Annotated in this window: 18 protein-coding genes; 11 read left to right on the top strand and 7 right to left on the bottom strand. The window is 34.4% G+C overall.

Translation table 11 applies throughout. The features are described from left to right. Positions 1-23: 23 nt before the first annotated feature. The 4 genes from JQC67_RS14105 to JQC67_RS14090 form a co-directional block, all read right to left on the bottom strand. Positions 24-1,112, bottom strand: a complete 1,089-nt coding sequence (locus JQC67_RS14105; protein ID WP_203253562.1) for a Gfo/Idh/MocA family protein — start codon at positions 1,110-1,112, stop codon at positions 24-26. Between the two features lie 106 nt (positions 1,113-1,218). After that, positions 1,219-2,031, bottom strand: coding sequence for a hypothetical protein (locus JQC67_RS14100; protein ID WP_203253561.1), 813 nt, complete (start codon positions 2,029-2,031; stop codon positions 1,219-1,221). 870 nt (positions 2,032-2,901) lie between these two features. Next, the gene (locus JQC67_RS14095; protein WP_203253560.1) at positions 2,902-3,465 is read right to left on the bottom strand and encodes a hypothetical protein; all 564 of its coding nucleotides are present in this window, start codon (positions 3,463-3,465) and stop codon (positions 2,902-2,904) included. An 11-nt stretch (positions 3,466-3,476) separates the two neighbouring features. Then, positions 3,477-3,920, bottom strand: coding sequence for a hypothetical protein (locus tag JQC67_RS14090; protein WP_203253559.1), 444 nt, complete (start codon positions 3,918-3,920; stop codon positions 3,477-3,479). A 365-nt stretch (positions 3,921-4,285) separates the two neighbouring features. On the opposite strand from JQC67_RS14090, the gene pxpA reads away from it, so the two are divergent. From pxpA to JQC67_RS14035, 11 genes are all read left to right on the top strand, one after another. Beyond that, positions 4,286-5,032 carry a 5-oxoprolinase subunit PxpA gene (pxpA, locus tag JQC67_RS14085; RefSeq protein ID WP_203253558.1) on the top strand — a complete coding sequence of 249 codons (747 nt, stop codon included), beginning with the start codon at positions 4,286-4,288 and terminating at the stop codon, positions 5,030-5,032. Then, the gene (gene pxpB, locus JQC67_RS14080; RefSeq protein ID WP_238934797.1) at positions 5,032-5,769 is read left to right on the top strand and encodes a 5-oxoprolinase subunit PxpB; all 738 of its coding nucleotides are present in this window, start codon (positions 5,032-5,034) and stop codon (positions 5,767-5,769) included. The genes pxpA and pxpB overlap by 1 nt, the downstream gene beginning before the upstream one ends. Beyond that, a complete protein-coding gene (locus tag JQC67_RS14075; RefSeq protein WP_203253557.1) occupies positions 5,762-6,601 on the top strand; it encodes a 5-oxoprolinase subunit C family protein in 840 nt (279 codons plus the stop codon). The genes pxpB and JQC67_RS14075 overlap by 8 nt, the downstream gene beginning before the upstream one ends. A 361-nt stretch (positions 6,602-6,962) precedes the next feature. Next, the gene (gene ilvD / locus JQC67_RS14070; protein ID WP_203253556.1) at positions 6,963-8,639 is read left to right on the top strand and encodes a dihydroxy-acid dehydratase; all 1,677 of its coding nucleotides are present in this window, start codon (positions 6,963-6,965) and stop codon (positions 8,637-8,639) included. 62 nt (positions 8,640-8,701) lie between these two features. Continuing rightward, a complete protein-coding gene (gene ilvB / locus JQC67_RS14065; protein ID WP_203253555.1) occupies positions 8,702-10,435 on the top strand; it encodes a biosynthetic-type acetolactate synthase large subunit in 1,734 nt (577 codons plus the stop codon). A 42-nt stretch (positions 10,436-10,477) separates the two neighbouring features. Beyond that, positions 10,478-11,059 carry an O-methyltransferase gene (locus tag JQC67_RS14060; RefSeq protein WP_203253554.1) on the top strand — a complete coding sequence of 194 codons (582 nt, stop codon included), beginning with the start codon at positions 10,478-10,480 and terminating at the stop codon, positions 11,057-11,059. A 102-nt stretch (positions 11,060-11,161) separates the two neighbouring features. After that, a complete protein-coding gene (gene ilvN / locus JQC67_RS14055; RefSeq protein WP_203253553.1) occupies positions 11,162-11,695 on the top strand; it encodes an acetolactate synthase small subunit in 534 nt (177 codons plus the stop codon). A gap of 56 nt (positions 11,696-11,751) precedes the next feature. After that, positions 11,752-13,227 carry a ketol-acid reductoisomerase gene (gene ilvC / locus JQC67_RS14050; RefSeq protein ID WP_203253552.1) on the top strand — a complete coding sequence of 492 codons (1,476 nt, stop codon included), beginning with the start codon at positions 11,752-11,754 and terminating at the stop codon, positions 13,225-13,227. A 42-nt stretch (positions 13,228-13,269) separates the two neighbouring features. Then, the gene (ilvA, locus tag JQC67_RS14045) at positions 13,270-14,520 is read left to right on the top strand and encodes a threonine ammonia-lyase IlvA (RefSeq protein ID WP_203253551.1); all 1,251 of its coding nucleotides are present in this window, start codon (positions 13,270-13,272) and stop codon (positions 14,518-14,520) included. Between the two features lie 54 nt (positions 14,521-14,574). Continuing rightward, complete coding sequence (locus JQC67_RS14040; RefSeq protein WP_203253550.1) at positions 14,575-16,158, top strand: NADP-dependent glyceraldehyde-3-phosphate dehydrogenase; 1,584 nt, start codon at positions 14,575-14,577, stop codon at positions 16,156-16,158. A gap of 370 nt (positions 16,159-16,528) precedes the next feature. Beyond that, positions 16,529-17,731 carry an MFS transporter gene (locus JQC67_RS14035; RefSeq protein WP_203253549.1) on the top strand — a complete coding sequence of 401 codons (1,203 nt, stop codon included), beginning with the start codon at positions 16,529-16,531 and terminating at the stop codon, positions 17,729-17,731. 83 nt (positions 17,732-17,814) lie between these two features. On the opposite strand, the gene JQC67_RS14030 is transcribed toward JQC67_RS14035, so the two are convergent. The 3 genes from JQC67_RS14030 to leuB form a co-directional block, all read right to left on the bottom strand. Beyond that, positions 17,815-19,011 (bottom strand): endo-1,4-beta-xylanase, encoded by a 1,197-nt coding sequence (locus JQC67_RS14030; protein WP_203253548.1) that lies wholly within the window; start codon positions 19,009-19,011, stop codon positions 17,815-17,817. An 11-nt stretch (positions 19,012-19,022) separates the two neighbouring features. Continuing rightward, a complete protein-coding gene (locus JQC67_RS14025) occupies positions 19,023-19,850 on the bottom strand; it encodes a sialate O-acetylesterase (protein ID WP_203253547.1) in 828 nt (275 codons plus the stop codon). Positions 19,851-19,997: 147 nt separating this feature from the next. Next, the gene (leuB, locus tag JQC67_RS14020; protein ID WP_203253546.1) at positions 19,998-21,053 is read right to left on the bottom strand and encodes a 3-isopropylmalate dehydrogenase; all 1,056 of its coding nucleotides are present in this window, start codon (positions 21,051-21,053) and stop codon (positions 19,998-20,000) included. Between the last annotated feature and the right edge of the window lie 46 nt (positions 21,054-21,099).

The following is a 21,099-nucleotide window of genomic DNA, read 5'->3' as shown; positions in this document are numbered from 1 at the left end:
CTTTAAGGACTAATGCATTTGCCTTAAATTTTCACTTGACAATTTTGCGCTGCGGATTTATAAACTGCTTCTACAACTTTAATATCACGCAAGCCTTCTTCACCAGGTACAATTAAGTCAGTACCATTTATTAAAGCCAGTGCGTCATCATCCATTTGTTTGGCTTGTTGATTCTCTATTGGATAGTTAATTATTGTGCCATCAGACATACTACCCTTGTTTCCATTATATGAAGAGTGTGGCTCCATTTGCAACCAACCTTTTTCATAGGTAACTTTTAAATGATTCATATTAATGCCGTAACTGGTATGGCATGATGCTCTTGCACCACTAGGAAACTCCAACAAGAACATTGCAGATTCTTCAACTTCATGGTATACCTCAGGTCTTGTAGTAAACGTATTTGCTAATACAGAGATTGGTTCTTCACCAGTTGCTAGGCGTGCGCCTTGAATTGCGTAAACACCCATATCACCCATAACACCACCGCCCATAGCTTTTTTCTGTTTCCAATGTGTGGTTCTTCCATCAAAATAACCAGCTGCTGAAGTTACCATACGAACTTTGCCAAATGGTTGTTCTTTACCAGCTTTCATATACGCCTGAATATTTGGGTCATGTTGGCAACGATACCCAATTGACAATTTCACCTTATTTTCTTTACAGGCTTTTATCATTGCTTCACATTCTGCAACTGATGGCGCCATAGGTTTTTCGCACCAAACATGTTTACCTGCTTTGGCAGCTCTAATAGTATATTCGGCATGCATAGAAGGTGGCAGTACCACATAAACTACATCAATTTCTTTATTGTTGGCTATTTTGTCGAAATCATCATAGGTATAAATGTTTTTATCATTTAAACCATATTTTTCTTTCCAAACAGGAATTTTTTCAGGACTACCAGTTACAATTCCTTTTAACTCACAGTGTTCGGTTAATTGTAAGGCAGGTGCTAGAAGATCTTGACTATAATAGCCTAGACCTACTAATGCAATTCCTAATTTTTTCTGTTGTGGTTTTATTCCGCCGAAGGCGAAATTTGGAAGTATTGTTGTTGATGCCGCAATAATACCGGCTTGTTTGATGAAGTTTCTGCGTTGTTTTTCCATTTTGTGTTAAATTGAATGGAAAATTTACAACAATGAATTCAATTAAACAATTCAAAAATTATTTTGAAGAAATAGAGGTTATAATGTGTTATTTTTTGGAATAATACTATTCTTTCACATTTATTAATACAGCTTCACAGCTTTTTAAATCTGAATTTAATACTATATTTTCTGATGTTTTACCATCGGTAATTTCAATAGAAACCGTGTTGGGCGGAAATTTCCCTAAGTTATGTGCATATAAAAAAAGGTCATTAGATTTTGTTGGGTCTAAGGTTAGCTCAACTTTTTTCTTGTAGTATTCTAAGGAATATTTTGATATTACTGCTTCACCATTTAAATATATAGAAACAATATCACCATCTTTTCTACTATGATCCCATATATAGATGTTGATTTTGTCACTTACCACAGACATTTCGTTTACATAGGTCAATTTTCGACCGTCAAACGTGTCTCTAATTTTAGGTTCTTCTACTATTGTTTCTGATTTTGGTTTTTCAGGACGCGGTAATTTTTTAATTGTAAAAAAAGGAGTTGCAAATTTTGCTATACTGAATTTGTCGTCTGGAAAAAGCTCAATACCAATTACTCTATAATTATCACCGTCTTGTAAACCGCTATCTAAAATTATGTTATTGACAAATCCGTTGTTTTTAAAAATACCTAACTCTTGTACAACCATATCATCTTTAGAAAGATAGAATTTTATAGTCTTATCTGAGGGGATGTTTTTACTGTCCCATTTTAATTCAACCGGGCTTGGTGCTTTCCATACAGTACCCGTAGTGGGGTAGTTTATTTTTATAGCTGTTTTAGGAGGGGTTATATCTAATGCAGAATTAATGGCATGATTTGCCTGCAGTGATAAGCAACCGCCTAATTTAAATACTAAGAGTAGAATAAGTACGTGTTTCATTTTAATGTAATACACTTATAACGTTACTATAGAAACGTCAAATTCTATACCATATTGCAGTTTTAACTTTCGTATTTATTGATCAATAAACTTAGAAAGTTTGTTGGGGCCGAGAATTAAAAATCCTCGACCGGCCCAACAACCTAATATTATATGAATGGTGTTTTACCTCAATGGCTATATTCAGAAAAAGAGAATATAAAGTGACCAGCAAAAACAAAATCCGCAGAATGAATAAACCAAGTAATCGTTAAGTTCAAATTTATTTTCCATAACAAGTATATTTATATATAGAAAACTATGAATGCACGTTTTTTAAGTTTATCAATCTATGTAATGGATAAATACTCGTTTTGTGGAGCTAAGTACCGTTGAACGGTTTTTTTAATCTATAAAGGGGAATTTAGAAATCTCCATAAAACCCTATTATACGGCGCTTAATCGATGAACGGAGGAAACGAAAATGTACTATTTTACTTAAATGAGGTAATTAATTCAATTTTTCAATTGCTAGATTGGTACCCAATAGGATGATTTTTTCGCTAAATAAGAGAACTAATGGTAAACCTAAGTTTTAGGATTACTGACGCTAGAAATAGTATGGTAAGTGTTTATTGAAAAGATAAGAGAAATAGCAGAAGAGTACGTTGTGAACATACAAACTTGATGTGCTATGTATTCTTGAGTTTAATTTAAATGAACTTCGTAAGCCATCAAAATGTGTACTATGGTAAAATAGGGGAGATAACTTAATAGGATTGCTTAAGTCAGCTAAGAACAACTTATGTAAGATTGTTGATGTAAAAGCTTTAAATCACTGAAATTGATTTTGTGATGTACGTAGCGGTTTTAAAATACTATATTAACGACCTATAATTGATATTCTCCATTATTACCTTCTTCATTTTCAATATTAGATACTGAAAAAGCGTCTTTAAGAATATAAGCTGCTACTATTAAAATGCCCATTATTAATAATGGTATAGCGAATTGCCATTGTAAAATATGTAATAAACTACCGGCTATAATTGCCAATGTGCCTGCTACCATTGCACAATTCCAAATTATTTGGGTCAAACTATTTCGAGCCCTTCTGTCTTCATCTAAAAAGTAAGCGGTGCCTTCTAAAAAGAACCAAGTTAAAAATGAGACTGCAATTATCACCTGAAATACAACTGTATATGGGAATTCCATAATGCGTAATATTCCATTAGCACTCCAGAAAACAATTAGGGTTAGTTTTACGTAGTCTACAAATCGCTTTTCACTTTTTGTATAAAACCGAACGGTGTATAAAGTACCAATTCCGACAAAAGCAATAAGTAAAATTTCACTCGCATATTGCCAATGCAATACTTGAAACAAAACACCAATTAAAAATAATGCAATTAATATGCGTAGTGGTGTACGTAAAATTTTCTTTGCGAGTGCCATATTTTTAGATTTTAGATAGCTTTTATATTTGCACGTAAGCCTTCCATTATTCCTATAATATTTTCTACTGTTTCTTTAAGATAGAAGGTGACAAGATCATGAGGTATACGGATTGTTGTAAATCCGTTTTTGAATGAATGCATGGCTTCTTCAAGGTCATTGATGGCCTGTTCATGGGTTAGCATATGATACTCTGTATCAATTTCAATGTTAAGTTTAACACGTGATATTGCTAAATCGATAGACTTTTTTCCATCCCACCATTCAAGCATTGCATTTACGCCAGCTTCTTTTAAGCCGTAGTACAATTGTATTGCTTCGACGGGGGTGTCATGTTTATCTTGAAGCTTAAGCATTAGATCCGTGTGTTTTTCACACAACTCAACTTCAAATATGTCCATTGAGTTTCTATGATCAAAGTAGCTTAGCTCTTTTTTACATTCCAAGCATTTCATTAAATAGGTATTAAGATTTGGGACTATTATAACCACATATCTTTAGAGTTATTATATGCCACCGTTCTAAAACACCCCTATTTTAGATGAACTGCAATTTATTAGATGAAATGCATCAAATAATGTTAAAATCGTTGTGAAATGATCTCAGTTTAAACGTCTATTTATCGAGCTTAACGTTTATATTTACCTAAGGCATATTTTATAACTTGTTAAGCAATTACAGCTAGTTATTTTAATAACAGTGACTTACGTTTTTAATGATGTATTTATTTAAAACTACTTTGATAAAGATTAATATGGTTAGGATTGTTTTTGAAAACGAATTATCGCAAATTTTTAAATAAAATGCATATAGAAATTGTATGAATGAAGCTATTTATATAGACATTAATTGTGATGTTGGTGAAGGTATTGGAAATGAGAATTTATTGATGCCTTTGGTGAGTTCTTGTAATATTGCATGTGGTGGCCATGCAGGGGATAACAATTCAATGTTGGCTGTTGCTAAACTAGCTAATATGCATTCGGTAAAGGTAGGTGCGCATCCATCATATCCTGATACCGATAATTTCGGAAGGGTTTCAATGAAAATAAGTAGTGTTCGGCTAATTGAAAGCATTAAAAATCAGTTAGCCAATTTTGCATCCATATTAAAAAGAGAACACATTGCCTTAAATCATATTAAAGCTCATGGTGCTCTTTATAATGATATTTCTAGTAATTCTGATTTGGCGAAGATTTTTATTAAGTCAATAGAAAACTATAAGGATACCGCAATATTGTATGTGCCTTATGGATCTGCTATAGCTGAAGAGGCGCAAAAAAAGCGATTTAAATTTGTGCAAGAGGCTTATGCTGATAGAAATTATAATATAGACCTGAGTTTAGTGTCAAGACTACGTTCTGATGCAGTTATTAGTGAGCCCAAAAGGGTGTTAGAACATCTTGTGCGAATGGTAAAGGAGAAGCACATTTTATCTCAAGATGGTAATAAGGTGTATATTGAAGCAGAAACCTTTTGTGTTCATGGTGATACACCTTCGGCAATAGAAATATTAAGTTATCTTACTTTAGAATTGCCAAAAATGAATATTTATATCAAGAAATAATGTCTTATTCAATTTCAATACGACCCTTCGGAATTCATGCTGTTCTAATAGAATGGCCAAATGAGGTAGATGAAAGTATTTTAAACGATATTCTTCATTTTAAAAATTTCCTTATATCTAATTGTTTACAAAATGAGGAATGGGAGCTCATACCTGCTTACAATTCTCTGACCTTGGTTCGATTGAGTGAATCTATAGATTTTAAAGACTTTACCAATAAACTTAGTAATTGGTATGATCAAAAAAAGGATGCCTCTATTAAGTTTCAAAGATATCTATGTAGGTTACCAGTTTGTTATGATCTTAATTTCGGAATTGATTTGTTAGAAATTTCAGAAAGATTACAATTGAGTACTGACGAAATAATTAAACAACATACCAAAAGCACGTATCGAGTATACGGAATTGGGTTTTTACCAGGGTTCATGTATTTGGGGGGCTTACCAGGTTCATTAGAAATTCCAAGAAGGGCAGAACCTCGGTTGAAAGTGGCCTCCGGTTCTGTTGGATTAGCGGGTAAGCAAACAGGTATTTATCCGCAAGAATCTCCTGGCGGATGGAATATAATAGGCAATTGTTCGGTTCCAATTTTTAATGTAGAACGCCCAGTGCCATGTATTGTAAACGTTGGTGACCAAGTACAATTCTATTCAATTTCAAAGGCAGAATACGATTTGCATAAAATTGAAAGCGAAGTAGGTATTTATAAAATTGAAAAAATAGCGATAGATGCTTAAATTATTAAAATCAGGTTTCTTCACTACGGTACAGGATAAAGGACGATTCGGTTTCCGAGATATCGGTGTTCCAGTAGCTGGTGTTATGGATAATTTAGCATTAGAAAAAGCAAACGGATTACTAGAAAATAATGTAGATGCCGCAGTTCTTGAGATAACCATGACAGGACCAACAATTGTTTTTAATGAGCCTACTTACATAGTGTTGTCAGGAGCAAAAATGTCTGCTACATTGAACTCGGAACCTATTTTAAATTATAAAGTTTATAAAATTAAAAGTGGTGATAAATTGTCATATGGAAAATTAGAGAAAGGCATTCGTTGCTATTTAGCTGTAAAAGACGGTTTTAAGACTAAGAAAGTTTTAAACAGTCGATCATTCTCAAATGCCATAACTAAAGTAAATTATCTAAAAGATTCTAGTGAAGTTATATATGAACCTTGTACTGTTTTTAAACCTAAAATATCAGAATTAAAGGTAAACTCTTATTTTGATGAGGTTAGGTTGGAAGTTGCAAAAGGTCCGGAGTATGATATGCTTCAAGACAAACAATTAGAAAATATATTTGGTAAAGACTTTACCGTGTCAAAAGAAAACAACCGAATGGCTTATCAGTTGAATGAGAAAATTCAGGGTCATGATACATCTATGTTAACTTCAGCTACTTTACCTGGAACCATACAATTTACACCTGCTGGCAAATTAATTATTTTAATGAAAGATGGCCAAACTACTGGTGGTTATCCTAGAATATTACAATTGAATGATAAAGCAATTTCCATATTAGCTCAAAAAAGAGCTGGCGATAAAATTTCTTTCAAATTACTTTAGAATGATTTGTAAAGGACACTAAGATTTTCAAAAAAAACAATTAATTTTGTAGTAATGAAAAATAATAGCAACATACTAAGAAAGGTCGTAGTCATTCGTAATAATGAATGATATAGATTTTCATGTTGTAAAATAAGAAAGCCTGTATCAGATAAAATGTGATACAGGCTTTCTTATTTTTAGTACTATTGAATATGATAAAAATATCAACTTAAGGTGTTGATATTTAGGTTTTTATGTAAATAATAACAAAATTGACTTTAGACAGGGTACAAACGTTAAAAATATCAATTTTTGTAAACTTCTATATTTGATTAGGAAAACTGATTTTGAACTAGAAAGAATACTTATAAATAGATAAATGGAACTGAATAAATACAGTAAAGCCGTAACACAAGATCCAACACAACCAGCAGCACAAGCAATGTTGTATGCTATTGGTTTTAAAGATGAAGATTTTGAAAAACCATTGATTGGTATTGCTAGTACTGGTTACGAAGGTAACCCGTGCAATATGCATTTGAATGATTTGGCAAAATTGGTGAAAGAAGGTGTTAATTCTGAAGAAACGGTCGGACTTATTTTCAATACCATTGGTATTAGTGACGGTATATCTATGGGTACACCAGGTATGCGTTTCTCTTTGCCCTCTAGAGATATTATAGCAGATTCTATGGAAGCTGTAGTTCAAGGGATGTCTTATGATGGTTTAGTGACTGTTGTTGGATGTGATAAAAACATGCCTGGCGCTTTAATGGCAATGCTACGGTTAAATAGACCTTCAATTTTGGTTTATGGCGGTACTATTGCTTCCGGATGTCATAATGATAGAAAATTAGATATTGTTTCTGCTTTTGAAGCCTGGGGAGAAAAGGTTGCAGGAACAATGGAAGAATCTGAATTTAAAAGTATAATTAAAAAATCGGTTCCTGGTGCAGGTGCTTGTGGTGGTATGTATACGGCTAATACCATGGCTTCAGCAATTGAAGCGTTAGGAATGTCAATGCCTTATAATTCATCTAACCCCGCAGTTGGTAATGATAAAGAAGCTGAGAGTATCGCTGCAGGTAAACAAATGCGATATCTTATTGAAAATGATATTAAGCCTTTAGATATTGTAACACGTAAATCGCTTGAAAACGCTATACGTTTGGTTACTATTACTGGTGGGTCTACAAATGCTGTATTGCATTTCTTAGCTATAGCAAGAGCCGCTGATATTGACTTCACTTTACAAGATTTTCAACATATTAGTGATACCACACCTTTTATTGCAGATTTAAAACCTAGTGGTAAATATTTGATGGAGGATGTTCACCGTATTGGTGGAATTCCTGCATTATTAAAATATCTTTTGAAAAATGGACTTTTACATGGCGATTGTTTGACTGTTACTGGTAAAACTTTAGCCGAAAATCTTGAAAATGTTCCTGATTTAGAGGAAGGTCAAGATGTAATTAGACCTTTAGATAATCCAATTAAAGCTACCGGACATTTACGTATGCTATATGGAAACTTAGCTGAAAACGGTTCTGTAGCTAAAATAACAGGAAAAGAAGGTTTGCTTTTTAAAGGAACAGCAAAAGTATTTAATGGTGAGTATGCTGCTAATGAAGGAATTAGAACTGGATTGGTGAAAAAGGGTGATGTTGTGGTTATACGTTATGAAGGTCCAAAAGGAGGTCCAGGAATGCCTGAAATGCTAAAGCCGACTGCAGCTATTATGGGTGCAGGCTTAGGTAAAGAAGTTGCATTAATAACAGATGGTCGTTTTTCAGGAGGTACTCATGGTTTTGTAGTTGGACATATTTCACCAGAAGCTCAAGATGGCGGTGCAATTGCATTAATTGAAGATGGTGACATAATTACAATTGATGCTGAAACTAATTCGATTAATGTATCCGTTTCTGATGAGGTTTTGGCAAAACGAAAAGAAAGTTGGGTACAACCAGAATTGAAATTTAAAAAAGGTGTTTTATACAAATATGCGCGATCAGTATCTTCTGCAGCGCAGGGTTGTGTTACAGATGAGTTTTAAAATATTAGGTATAGAATGTTAATCAGCATATTTGAGTTTGGCATTTGAATTTGAGTTTTATTATGGAAACAATTAAAGAAAAAAAAGCAGCAACGAATACGAAATCTACTATCAATATTTCTGGAGCAGAAGCGATAGTTAGATGTTTGTTAGCTGAAGGGGTTGATTTGTTATTTGGTTATCCGGGTGGTGCAATTATGCCTGTCTATGATGAATTGTATAAGTTTCAAGATGAATTAACACATATCCTAACACGTCATGAACAAGGTGCAACACATGCTGCACAAGGTTATGCTAGAGTTTCTGGTAGAGTGGGTGTGGCAATGGCAACCTCTGGACCGGGGGCAACAAACCTAGTAACAGGTTTAGCTGATGCGCAAATAGATTCAACACCAATGGTCTGTATTACGGGGCAGGTAACACGAGAATTGTTAGGTTCTGATGCTTTTCAAGAAACCGATATTATTGGTATTTCTACACCTGTAACTAAATGGAATTATCAAGTAACTCGCGCTTCAGAAATACCTGAAATCTTGGCAAAAGCATTTTATATTGCAAGATCTGGGCGACCAGGGCCTGTTTTGGTTGATATTACCAAGAATGCACAAATTGAAGCATTTGACTTTTTATATAAAAAATGCAAAGGAGTACGTAGTTATAATCCGACACCAAAACCTAATTTAGGTTCGATTGAGGCTGCTGCTGAATTGATGAATACAGCGAAGAAACCACTTATTGTGTGGGGGCAAGGTGTTATTCTAGGTCAAGCAGAAGAAAAATTAAAGGCAGTGATTGATAAAGCCGGAATTCCAGCTGCATGGACAATTATGGGTGAATCTGCTATTCCAACAAGTCATCCGCTAAATGTTGGTATGGTTGGTATGCACGGTAACTATGGTCCCAATGTATTGACAAATGAATGTGATTTGTTAATTGCTATTGGTATGCGCTTTGATGACCGAGTAACTGGTAGTTTGAATACCTATGCCAAACAAGCTAAGGTGATTCATTTTGAAATTGACCCAGCTGAAATAAACAAAAATGTGAATGCAGACGTAGCCGTATTGGGTAATTCTAAAGAAACCTTAGAATTATTATTACCGTTACTAACTGAAAATAAGCACGAAGATTGGCACAATGAATTTAAAAAGCATCATCAAATAGAGTTTGATGCGGTAATCAAAAATGATATTCACCCAACCAAAGAAGGTTTAACAATGGGTGAAGTTATTGAAGAGATAAATATTGCCTCAGGTAATAAAGCAGTAATTGTTACTGATGTAGGGCAGCATCAAATGATTGCATGTCGTTATGCGAAATTTGAACAATCAAAAAGTAATATCACTTCTGGTGGATTAGGTACTATGGGCTTTGCATTGCCTGCGGCTATCGGTGCCAAAATGGGTGCAATGGATAGAGAAGTAGTTGCAATCATTGGTGATGGTGGTTATCAAATGACTATTCAAGAATTGGGGGTAATTTTCCAACATGAGGTGCCAGTGAAAATAGTAGTCTTAAATAATGACCATTTGGGTATGGTACGTCAATGGCAAGAATTGTTTTTTGAAAGACGCTATGCTTCAACGGTAATGGTTAATCCTGATTTCGTAAAAATTGCAGAAGGGTATCATATTGAAGCAAAAAGAGTTAGCGAACGAAAAGACTTAAAGGCGACAATTCAAGAAATGATTGCTTCTGATAAACCGTATTTCTTAGAAGTTAAAGTTGAAAAAGAAGATAATGTATTTCCAATGATTCCTTCTGGTGCTTCGGTATCTGAAGTTCGTTTGAAGTAATAATGTGTTTTCGCTTTAAGGATTAAAATTAGAGAAAGAATAATGAACGATTCTGACATACAAGATATTCCGGTTAAACATGATGAGATAGTTCGTAAATCTGATGAAATCGGATTTACAATGCCATCTGATTTGTATATCGGTACATTATTGAAAACTTTGATTAGTTCAAAACTTGGCGGACATTTTTTGGAATTGGGTACAGGTATCGGACTGTCATTATCTTGGATGATTGATGGAATGGACTTAAACTCATCACTTATTACTGTAGATAATGACCCAGAATTAATTGAAATAGCAAAACAATATTTTGGGCAAGATAAAAGAGTCGAAATTGTTTGTGAAGACGGGTCAAATTGGATTAATAATTACCAAGGGGGTAAATTTGACTTAGTATTTGCTGACGCATGGCCCGGAAAATATAGTGAGATTGATAAAATTTTAGATACTATTGCTATTGGCGGTTTTTATATCATTGATGATATGACAGCGCAACCCAATTGGCCAGAAGGTCATGATGAAAATGTAGTGAAGTTAGTAGCTTATTTAGAAGAACGAGTAGATTTTAACATAACAAAAATGGATTGGTCTACTGGCCTGATACTAGCAGTTAAAGTAAAATAAATATAAGTAACCCTCGAGCGCAGTCGAGCGGTTTTTATTGAAGTAATTTAGTTCTCGACTGCGCTCGAACGAACAGAGCCGAAAGGCTGATAAGTAGTAACAATGGAAAAAGAATGGTTCACCATATCAGTATACTCCGAAAATAACGTGGGTTTATTGAACAGAATATCAGGTATATTCTTAAAAAGACACATTAACATTGAAGGTTTAAATGTTTCTAAATCAGAAATTGATAATGTTTCTAAATTTACTATCGTAGTTAATACTACAGAAAAGTGGGTTAAGAATATTGTCGGTCAAATTGAAAAGCAGATTGAAGTGATAAAAGCTTTTTATCATACTGATGATGAAACCATTTATCAAGAATCTGCCTTGTTTAAAATAGATTCTGCTTTGTTGTTTGATGAACGTCAAATTCAGAATATTATAAAAGAAAGTAATTCGCAGATTGTTACCGTTGCAAGAGAATTTTTTGTGCTTGCAAAATCAGGTAGAAGAAATGAAATTGATGAAATGCATGAGCAATTAAAGCCTTTTGGTATTATGCAGTTTGTGCGATCAGGTCGTATTTCAGTTTCTAAAGATGAAATGCAAATTTCAAACATGCTTAAAGAATTTCAACCAAATTATAATTAATACTTAGAATCAATAAATTTCTCATTTTAGAGAAAATACTTAAAAACACTATTTAAATGGCAAATTATTTCAATACACTATCACTTAGAGATCAACTAACACAATTGGGAAAATGTAGATTCATGGAGTCTAGTGAATTCTCAGATGGTGTAAATGCATTAAAAGGAAAAAAAATTGTGATTATCGGATGTGGAGCGCAAGGTTTAAACCAAGGTTTAAATATGCGTGACTCAGGCTTAGATATTTCATATACGTTAAGAGCTGCTGCAATTCAAGAAAAACGTCAGTCTTTCTTAAATGCAAGTGAAAACGGATTTACTGTTGGCACTTATGAAGAATTAGTGCCTGATGCTGATGTTGTTATAAACCTTACGCCAGATAAACAACATACAAATGTTGTTAGTACGGTTATGCCATTAATGAAAAAAGGTGCTACTTTATCGTATTCACATGGATTTAATATTGTGGAAGAAGGAATGCAAATTCGTGAGGATTTAACCGTAATAATGGTGGCTCCAAAATGTCCAGGTTCAGAAGTTCGTGAAGAATATAAAAGAGGCTTTGGGGTACCAACATTAATTGCTGTACACCCGAATAATGACCCTCAAGGAAAAGGTTTAGAACAAGCAAAAGCTTATGCTGCCGGAACAGGTGGAAATAGAGCAGGTGTATTAATGTCTTCGTTTGTTGCTGAAGTGAAGTCTGATTTAATGGGTGAGCAAACCATTCTTTGTGGTTTATTACAAACAGGAAGTATTCTTTGTTTTGATAAAATGATTGAGAAAGGTATTGACGCTGGTTATGCTTCTAAATTAATTCAATACGGATGGGAAACCATTACTGAAGGTATGAAATATGGTGGTATCACTAATATGATGGATCGTCTTTCAAATCCTGCAAAAATCAAGGCTTTTGAATTATCTGAAGAATTAAAAGATATTATGCGTCCGTTGTTTCAAAAACATATGGATGATATCATGACAGGTCATTTCTCAAAAACAATGATGGAAGACTGGGCAAATGACGATAAAAACTTATTAGGATGGCGTGCAGCTACTGGTGAGACTGCTTTTGAAAAAACACCGGCTGCCGATGTTGAAATTTCTGAGCAAGAATATTACGACCATGGTGTATTAATGGTGGCAATGGTAAGAGCTGGTGTAGAATTAGCGTATGAAAGTATGACTGAATCAGGCATTATCGGGGAGTCTGCTTATTATGAGTCTTTACATGAAACTCCATTAATTGCAAATACTATTGCCAGAAAGAAACTATTTGAAATGAATCGTGTTATTTCTGATACAGCAGAATATGGTTGCTATTTGTTTGATCATGCTTGTAAGCCATTATTAGCTGATTTTATGACAAAAATTAATACGGATGTTATTGGTAAAGCATATACAGAAGGTAAAGATACTGGTGTTGATAATGCTAAATTAATTGCCGTAAACAAGGCGCTTAGAACGCACGATGTTGAAGTTGTCGGTACTCGTTTAAGAGAGTCTATGACTGCAATGAAGCCTATAGTATAATTTTTTATCTATGGGATTAACAACTTTTGAGACTTAGTTTCTATGAGCTATTTTCCCAATATTGAGGATATAAAAAAAGCGGCGTTGAAAATTCAGCAAATTGCTGAGCCAACGCCGCTTATGCATTCCATTCGTTTATCAAAGAAATTTGATGCAAATATACTTTTGAAAAGAGAAGATTTGCATCGAGTACGATCCTATAAAATTAGGGGAGCTTATAATAAAATTAGTTCACTTAATGCTGAAGAACGTAAGAAGGGAACTGTTTGCGCCAGTGCCGGAAATCACGCTCAGGGAGTAGCTTTTGCTTGTAAATATTTGGGTATTGAAGCCACAATTTATATGCCTTCTGTTACGCCTAAACAAAAGGTTGAACAAACTAAAATGTTTGGTGAATCTTGGGTAACTATTGTTTTAGAAGGTGATACGTTTGATGATTCATTTAAAGCAGCAAAAACATTTTGCAAAACGAATGATAAAATTTTCATTCACCCATTTGATGATCCCAAAATTATTGAGGGTCAAGCTACAGTAGGAATTGAATTAATAGAACGCTCTAAAGACCCAATAGACTATGTTTTTGTGGCGGTGGGTGGTGGTGGTTTGGCATCAGGTTTAATAGCTACGTTTAAAGCACTTTCACCAAACACAAAAATTATTGGAGTTGAACCAGAAGGGGCACCTTCGATGAAAACATCCATAGAAAATAATGTAAATACGGAATTAACAACAATCGATAAGTTTGTTGATGGTGCTGCTGTAAAACGAGTAGGCGATTTAACTTTTAATATCTGTAAAGATCATCTGAGTGAAATGGTGACAGTACCTGAGGGTAAGGTTTGCGAATCAATATTAGAATTATATAATAGAGATGCAATTGTAGTTGAACCAGCAGGGGCATTAACCATTGCTGTATTAGACCAATTTTCAGATAAAATTAAAGGTAAAAATGTAGTATGTATTATAAGCGGAAGCAATAATGATATTACTAGAACTCCAGAAATTAAAGAAAGAGCCTTATTATATGCGAAACTAAAGCACTATTTTATAGTTCGTTTTCCGCAGCGCCCTGGGGCATTAAGGGAGTTTGTTGTAGAAATTTTAGGAGATACCGATGATATCACGCATTTTGAATATTCAAAAAAGTCGAGCAAAGAAACGGCTCCCGCTATTGTCGGTATTGAATTGAAAAGTCCAGATGATTTGGCACCTTTAATTCAACGAATGAAAGAAAACAATTTTTATGGCGACTATTTAAATGACAAGCCAGATTTGTTTCAATATTTAGTTTAAACGCTTGCAATATAGTGTAGAAATAATTTCAGTATTAACTAGAAATCAAACCTAATGAATAATAAAATACCAGCAGAATTCGAAATCACGGAACAAATACATCAGCAACGCTACTTGCTAAATGGTGAGTTAAAAGCATGGGCTGGTGATTCAACAACAGTTTATTCTACCATTTCTTCTACCGAAGAATATCAACCAACGGCTTTAGGTAGTATTCCTGATATGGGAGAAAAAGAAGCACTAGAAGCTTTAGATGCTGCTGTAAAAGCTTACGATCGTGGTCAAGGTGTGTGGCCTACAATGCAGGTTAAAGATCGAATTGAGTGTATGGAGAAGTTTGTTAAGCAAATGGAAACTAAGCGCGATGTGATTGTAAAACTTTTAATGTGGGAAATTGGTAAATCACTACCTGATTCTCAAAAGGAGTTTGATCGTACTGTTGAATACATCTATGATACAATAGAAGATTACAAACAATTGAGCCGCGATGCTGCTAAATTTCATAAACATGATGGTGTTTATGCGCATATTAAACGAGGTCCGTTGGGTGTTGTTTTATGCTTGGGGCCTTACAATTATCCGTTAAATGAAACATTTGCTTTATTGATTCCTGCTATAATAATGGGTAACACGGCAATTTTTAAGCCTGCAAAGCACGGTGTATTATTGATAACACCTTTATTAGAAGCTTTTCAAAGTAGTTTTCCCAAAGGCGTAATTAATATCATATTTGGTAGAGGTAGAGCAGTAGCTGCACCAATTATGCAAAGTGGTAAAGTTGATATTTTAGCACTAATCGGAAATAGCAAATCTGCAAACGCACTGCAAAACCAGCATCCAAAAAGTAATCGCTTACGATTAGTTTTAGGTCTAGAAGCTAAGAATCCGGCAATTGTTTTGCCTGATGCTGATATGAAATTGACAATCAATGAGGTTGTTGCTGGTACTACTTCTTTTAACGGACAGCGCTGTACGGCTTTAAAAATTGTTTATGTTCACGATAAAATAAAGGATGTATTTATAAAGGAATTGGCTACTTCTGTCGATGCTTTAAAGTTTGGTAATCCATGGGATGCAGAAGTAAAATTAACACCGCTACCTGAGCCTCAAAAACCAGATTACATTCAAGAGCTAATTGATGATGCTTTAGCAAAAGGTGCTAAAATAATGAATAAAAAGGGTGGTCAGCGTTTTGATAATTATATTTGGCCAGCAGTATTATATCCGGTTACTAAAGATATGCGGGTTTATCAAGAAGAACAATTTGGTCCGGTAATTCCAGTAGTTTCTTTTACTGATATCGAAGAGCCTTTAGATGATATGGCTGAGAGTAATTATGGACAACAAGTAAGCCTTTTTGGTAAAGACGTTTATGCGCTTTCCCCATTAATTGATGCACTAGTTAATTTAGTGTGCCGTGTGAATTTGAATAGTTCTTGTCAACGTGGGCCTGATGTTTATCCTTTTACAGGAAGAAAAGATTCTGCACAAGCTACTTTAAGTGTTCATGATGCGTTGCGTTCTTTTTCTATTCGAACTTTTGTTGCATTTAAAGACAACGATTTGAATAATGAGACAATAGAGCATTTATTAGATGCAAAATTGTCAAACTTTATTAGCACTGATTATTTGTTATAAATTATGGTTAAAGCACTCTTTTACAGTAGGCCTGCACAATTTATATGATTGTGCAGGCCTATTATCTTTATTGAATTACTAAATACCTTTTTGTTCGCCTTTTTATCAAATCTTGTTGTTTCTGCTTAAAAGCTTTACACATCCTTCAATATGTAATCAAAAAGTTGTCAATACTGTACTATATGTGCTTATTTACCCCAATTATGTTTATTGTTAAAAATGAAGGGTAATATGGAATATATATTGGATAATTACCTATACCAACGTAGAGCAGAAGCAGGCTAACTTTGTACCGACAATTATAAATGTTTTCAAATATCAGTGAAGCGTATTGTTTTATCGAATTGCAAAACTTTTAAAAATGTTAGCTATGAAATTAAAAACATCAAATAGAAAGCCATTAATAGCCTTAGCCCTTGGTGGCTTCGGAATTGGTCTAACCGAATTTGTAATCATGGGCATATTGCCTGATGTAGCATCTGGATTAAATATTACTATACCACAAGCGGGTCACTTTATTGCTGCTTATGCACTAGGCGTAGTTGTTGGTGCACCGTTATTTACAAAATTTGCTAGTAAAATGAATGCTGAAAAAGTATTGTTATATCTAATGCTTTGGTTTACTGCTTTTAATACATTATCAGCTTTCGCTGATGGATACGGTACTTTACTATTTTACCGTTTTCTATCTGGCTTACCACATGGTGCATTTTTTGGTATTGGTGCTGTGGTTGCAGGTAAATTGGCTAAACCAGGTAAAGCTGCACAGGCCATTGCCACAATGTTTGCAGGATTAACGATTGCCAATGTTATAGGTGTACCCTTAGGAACCTATTTAGGCCACCACTTTGGATGGAATATTTCATTTTTAATGGTAGGCGTTGTAGGATTAATTACTATGGCTAGTATATACTTCTGGATGCCTAAATTTGAGCCTGAACCACCAAAAACACGTGAAGAAGGTAATCAAGGTCTTAAAAACACTGAACTTTGGATACTTATCTTACTAACAACTATTGGTACTGGTGGTTTCTTTGCTTGGTATAGTTATATAGCACCACTTATTACTAAGGTTGCCGGTCACCCCGAAAGTATGGTAGGATACGCTATGATTATTGCCGGATTAGGAATGGTTGTTGGTAATTTTCTTGGCGCTAAAATGGCTGAAATATTTTATCCATTAAAAGCGGTGGCAATTAGTTTGTCAGTAATGGTTATGGTGTTGCTTATAAATGCTTTTGTTGCGACAAACCCTTATTTGATATTGGGATTAACATTTATAATAGGAATTGTTTCTTTCAGCGTATCAACACCTATTCAGATGGCAATTATTAATTCTGCAAAAGGATCTGAAATGTTAGCATCTTCGATGAATCAAAGTGCTTTTAATATGGGTAATGCTTCTGGTGCATATCTTGCGGGACTTCCAATTGCCTTGGGTTACGGTTACACTTCTGCTGGTTTAGTTGGTTCGGTATTAGCAGGAATGGGTGTGCTAATGGCTGTATCTATTATATTGGTTAGAAAGAAGAAAAATGCTAAAAGAAGAAGTATGGCTTATGGTGGTCATTAACTAATCAGAATTTTATAAAATAAAAACCCAGAATTAGTATAATCTAGTTCTGGGTTTTTCTATCTAATTAGTTATACTATAATTTACTTTTCTGAAACCATAAGTATCGAATTTCTAGCTGTTTTTGGTGTAGCATCTCTATTAAAAAGCAAAGGGTAATTTGTTCTTCCAGGAATAGGATATCCGTTTTTCCAAGACATGTCATCTTTAATTCCCCAGAAAGTTACACGATCGATCTTGTTTTTTCTTCCGTAGAAAATACCAAATAATTCTGCATAGCGGTCTGCTAATTGTTGCGATACTGTATCAGGTAATCCATTTGCGTAGGGATCCAAAAAGGTTTTGAACTCTTCCAGTTGAAATTGTGATTCCATCATACTTACGCCAATAATTTGACCTTCTTTTGTCAATGGTAATACATCAACATCGAGCTCTGTAATCATAACTTTAATGCCTAACGCAGCGTATGCATCAATGGCTTGTTCAATGTATTCGTTTTTCGGATAATTTAATCCCCAATGTCCTTGTATTCCAATTCCATCAATACGAATGCCTTCGGCTTGTAACATTTTCACCATTCGAACAATACCATCTCTTTTTTCAGGTCGCCATGCATTAAAATCATTATAATACAGTTCGGTGTCTGGTGCGTACTCACTTGCATATTTAAATGCTAATTTTACTAGTTCATCACCGTCACCAATGCCTTTAACCCATGTGGTTGGGCGATATGACCCATCATTATCAATTACTTCATTAACTACATCCCAAGCATGAACTTTGCCAGCATATTTTCCAGCAATAGCTTCAATATGACTACGAAGTCTTTCTTTTTGTGCTGCGGGTGTATTTGGATTGCCTTCTGAGTCTGTAAAAAACCAATCTGGTGTTTGATTATGCCACACCAAAGTGTGTCCAATAATAAAAAGATTGTGCTTTTTTCCAAACGCCACAAATTCATCGGCTGGCTCAAAATTGTAAACTCCTGGTTTAGGATTTATCAATGCAGCCTTCATACAATTTTCAGGCGTTATGGCATTAAAATCATTTAATAATATTTCTTGTGACGATTTATCTTCACCAGATATAATTGACGGATTTACCGCTGTCCCAATTAAAAAAGCATCTTTATAGGCTTCATGCAAAGTTGTAGCTGAAGGATTTACGTTTGTTTTTGCTTGAGCATTCTCTTTAGTTTCATTTTTGCAAGAAATTATTAAGCATAAAAATAGTAATGCTCGTATACCATGTTTTAAAATAGAGGCATTTGTTTTTTTCATTTTAGGTTGTATTAGTTTTTTATAAACTTGTTCATTTTCTGCGCATAGCGTTTGCCCATTTCTCGCTGACCATTTGCGTTAAAATGAATATAATCTCCTTTATGCTCTAGATCTTGTGTGGTTATAAAAGAAGTTAAACTGTCTTTTTGTGTATAACTATGAATTGCAGAATTTATTTTTTGCCAAGATTCATTGTCTTTAGAATAACCACCTAGCTCTCCAAGAATTATTGGTAGTTGGTTATTGCCAACTATCGTTCTAAATTCATTAAATAAATATGAAAGCCTATTTGAATACTCTTTTATGTTTAACTCGTTAGAGGTGTCAGATTCGCCTTGATGCCATAAAATACCCTTTATAGTTCCGTATTTTTTTCCAATGGAAACTTTTTCTTTAAAATTACTAAGTAGTGGTACATCTCTATGAATGCTATCTTTAATCCATTGTTGAATGGAACTTCCACCAACTGCCGTAGGTAGCAGTAAAACGTAATCTTCATTGTTGTTTTCGAGTATTGTTTTACCAAATGAAACTCCACAATCTAGTCCGGTTAGTTGGGATTCGTAATAGTGTAGTGGTTCTTTTGCTAAAATAAGCTGTCCGTTTTTGTTAACGCTAAAAAGTTTTTCATTGGGTATGGTATCACTTGGTTCTACAAAACCTCTGCCGGCCATATTAGATTGTCCCGCTAAAATATAAACCGATACATTTTCTTTTTTCGGAATGTTGGTAACTACAATTTCACTTTTAGGGAAGTTTATTTTATTGTTATCCTCAACTGTTTCTTTACATGAAATAGTTATAATCAAAAGTATTAAAAGAGTGATGTATTTTTTCATGTGATTCAGTTTTTACGTAGTTGCAATTTATAAAAACTAATTACATTTCATTGATTATATATTATGGAGGAAATTGAATCAGACTTCAAGACACAAAAAAAGCCTTTTGATAATTTTCAAAAGGCTTTTTTAAATTACTTTGTTTCATTATACGTTTTTAGCCAACCAATCACCGACTTCACTGGTCTTGTAGGCTTTTCCACCTTCGGCTAAATCTTCAGTTACATAACCTTCAGCTAATGACTTATTAACCACATCACGAATGGCTTGAGCCTCAGCATTTAAATCCATATCTTCAAATAACATGGCCGCTGACAACACAGTTGCTAACGGATTTGCGATGTCTTTTCCAGCTGCTTGTGGGTAAGAACCGTGTATTGGCTCATACAAAGAAACTTTACTACCTACAGATGAAGAAGGCATTAGACCCATAGAACCTGCGATTACCGAGGCTTCATCCGTTAAAATATCACCAAATAAATTTGCCGTAATTATTACGTCATAATCTTTTGGCCATTGTACCAATCGCATTGCAACGGCATCAATAAATTCATATGATACTTCAACTTCTGGATAATCTTTTTCCATAGCCTGTACTGTTTCTCTCCATAATCTTGAAGATTCTAATACATTGGCTTTGTCTACACAACATAATTTTTTAGAACGTTTCATTGCCATTTCAAAGCCTTTTGCCGCTAAACGTTCAATTTCAAAACGTTGGTACGTCATGGTGTCAAAAGCTGTATTTCCGTCGTCTTTTCTGCCACGTTCTCCAAAATAAACGCCTCCAGTTAATTCACGAAGAATTATTAAATCTGTTCCTTCAATACGTTCTCTTTTTAATGGTGATTTATCAATTAAAGAAGGAAAAGTAAAGGTTGGACGCACATTAGCAAATAAGCCAAGTTTTTGACGCATTTTTAATAAACCTTGTTCTGGACGAACTTTTGCAGTTGGATCGTTATCAAATCTTGGGTGCCCAATTGCACCGAACAATACAGCATCTGCATTTGCACAAACTTCATGCGTTGAATCAGGATAAGGCTCTCCGACAGCATCAATTGCAGCAGCACCAGTCAAAGCAGGTTGCCAATTGATTTCATGATTGTACTTCTTTGATATAGCATCACAAACTTTTACAGCTTGGTCGATTACTTCTGGTCCGATTCCGTCACCGGCTAATAATGCAATGTTTAATTTCATGTTTTTCTCGCTTTACGCTATACGCTTTTCATAGTACAGTTGTACT

Origin of the sequence: Aurantibacter crassamenti (assembly GCF_016811105.1) — a bacterium.
Taxonomy (GTDB): Bacteria; Bacteroidota; Bacteroidia; order Flavobacteriales; family Flavobacteriaceae; genus Aurantibacter_A; species Aurantibacter_A crassamenti.
Note: the sequence above shows the minus strand (reverse complement) of the source record. Positions and strands in the feature narration are given on the sequence as shown.

Coding starts and splice junctions, on each gene's coding strand:
- JQC67_RS14040 (WP_203253550.1), top strand. CDS start 14,575: ATGAATAATAAAATACCAGCAGAATTCGAAATCACGGAACAAATACAT.
- JQC67_RS14090 (WP_203253559.1), bottom strand. CDS start 3,920: ATGAAATGCTTGGAATGTAAAAAAGAGCTAAGCTACTTTGATCATAGA.
- JQC67_RS14025 (WP_203253547.1), bottom strand. CDS start 19,850: ATGAAAAAATACATCACTCTTTTAATACTTTTGATTATAACTATTTCA.
- JQC67_RS14105 (WP_203253562.1), bottom strand. CDS start 1,112: ATGGAAAAACAACGCAGAAACTTCATCAAACAAGCCGGTATTATTGCG.
- JQC67_RS14100 (WP_203253561.1), bottom strand. CDS start 2,031: ATGAAACACGTACTTATTCTACTCTTAGTATTTAAATTAGGCGGTTGC.
- ilvD (WP_203253556.1), top strand. CDS start 6,963: ATGGAACTGAATAAATACAGTAAAGCCGTAACACAAGATCCAACACAA.
- ilvN (WP_203253553.1), top strand. CDS start 11,162: ATGGAAAAAGAATGGTTCACCATATCAGTATACTCCGAAAATAACGTG.
- JQC67_RS14095 (WP_203253560.1), bottom strand. CDS start 3,465: ATGGCACTCGCAAAGAAAATTTTACGTACACCACTACGCATATTAATT.
- ilvC (WP_203253552.1), top strand. CDS start 11,752: ATGGCAAATTATTTCAATACACTATCACTTAGAGATCAACTAACACAA.
- JQC67_RS14075 (WP_203253557.1), top strand. CDS start 5,762: ATGCTTAAATTATTAAAATCAGGTTTCTTCACTACGGTACAGGATAAA.
- pxpA (WP_203253558.1), top strand. CDS start 4,286: ATGAATGAAGCTATTTATATAGACATTAATTGTGATGTTGGTGAAGGT.
- JQC67_RS14030 (WP_203253548.1), bottom strand. CDS start 19,011: ATGAAAAAAACAAATGCCTCTATTTTAAAACATGGTATACGAGCATTA.
- ilvB (WP_203253555.1), top strand. CDS start 8,702: ATGGAAACAATTAAAGAAAAAAAAGCAGCAACGAATACGAAATCTACT.
- leuB (WP_203253546.1), bottom strand. CDS start 21,053: ATGAAATTAAACATTGCATTATTAGCCGGTGACGGAATCGGACCAGAA.
- ilvA (WP_203253551.1), top strand. CDS start 13,270: ATGAGCTATTTTCCCAATATTGAGGATATAAAAAAAGCGGCGTTGAAA.
- JQC67_RS14035 (WP_203253549.1), top strand. CDS start 16,529: ATGAAATTAAAAACATCAAATAGAAAGCCATTAATAGCCTTAGCCCTT.
- JQC67_RS14060 (WP_203253554.1), top strand. CDS start 10,478: ATGAACGATTCTGACATACAAGATATTCCGGTTAAACATGATGAGATA.
- pxpB (WP_238934797.1), top strand. CDS start 5,032: ATGTCTTATTCAATTTCAATACGACCCTTCGGAATTCATGCTGTTCTA.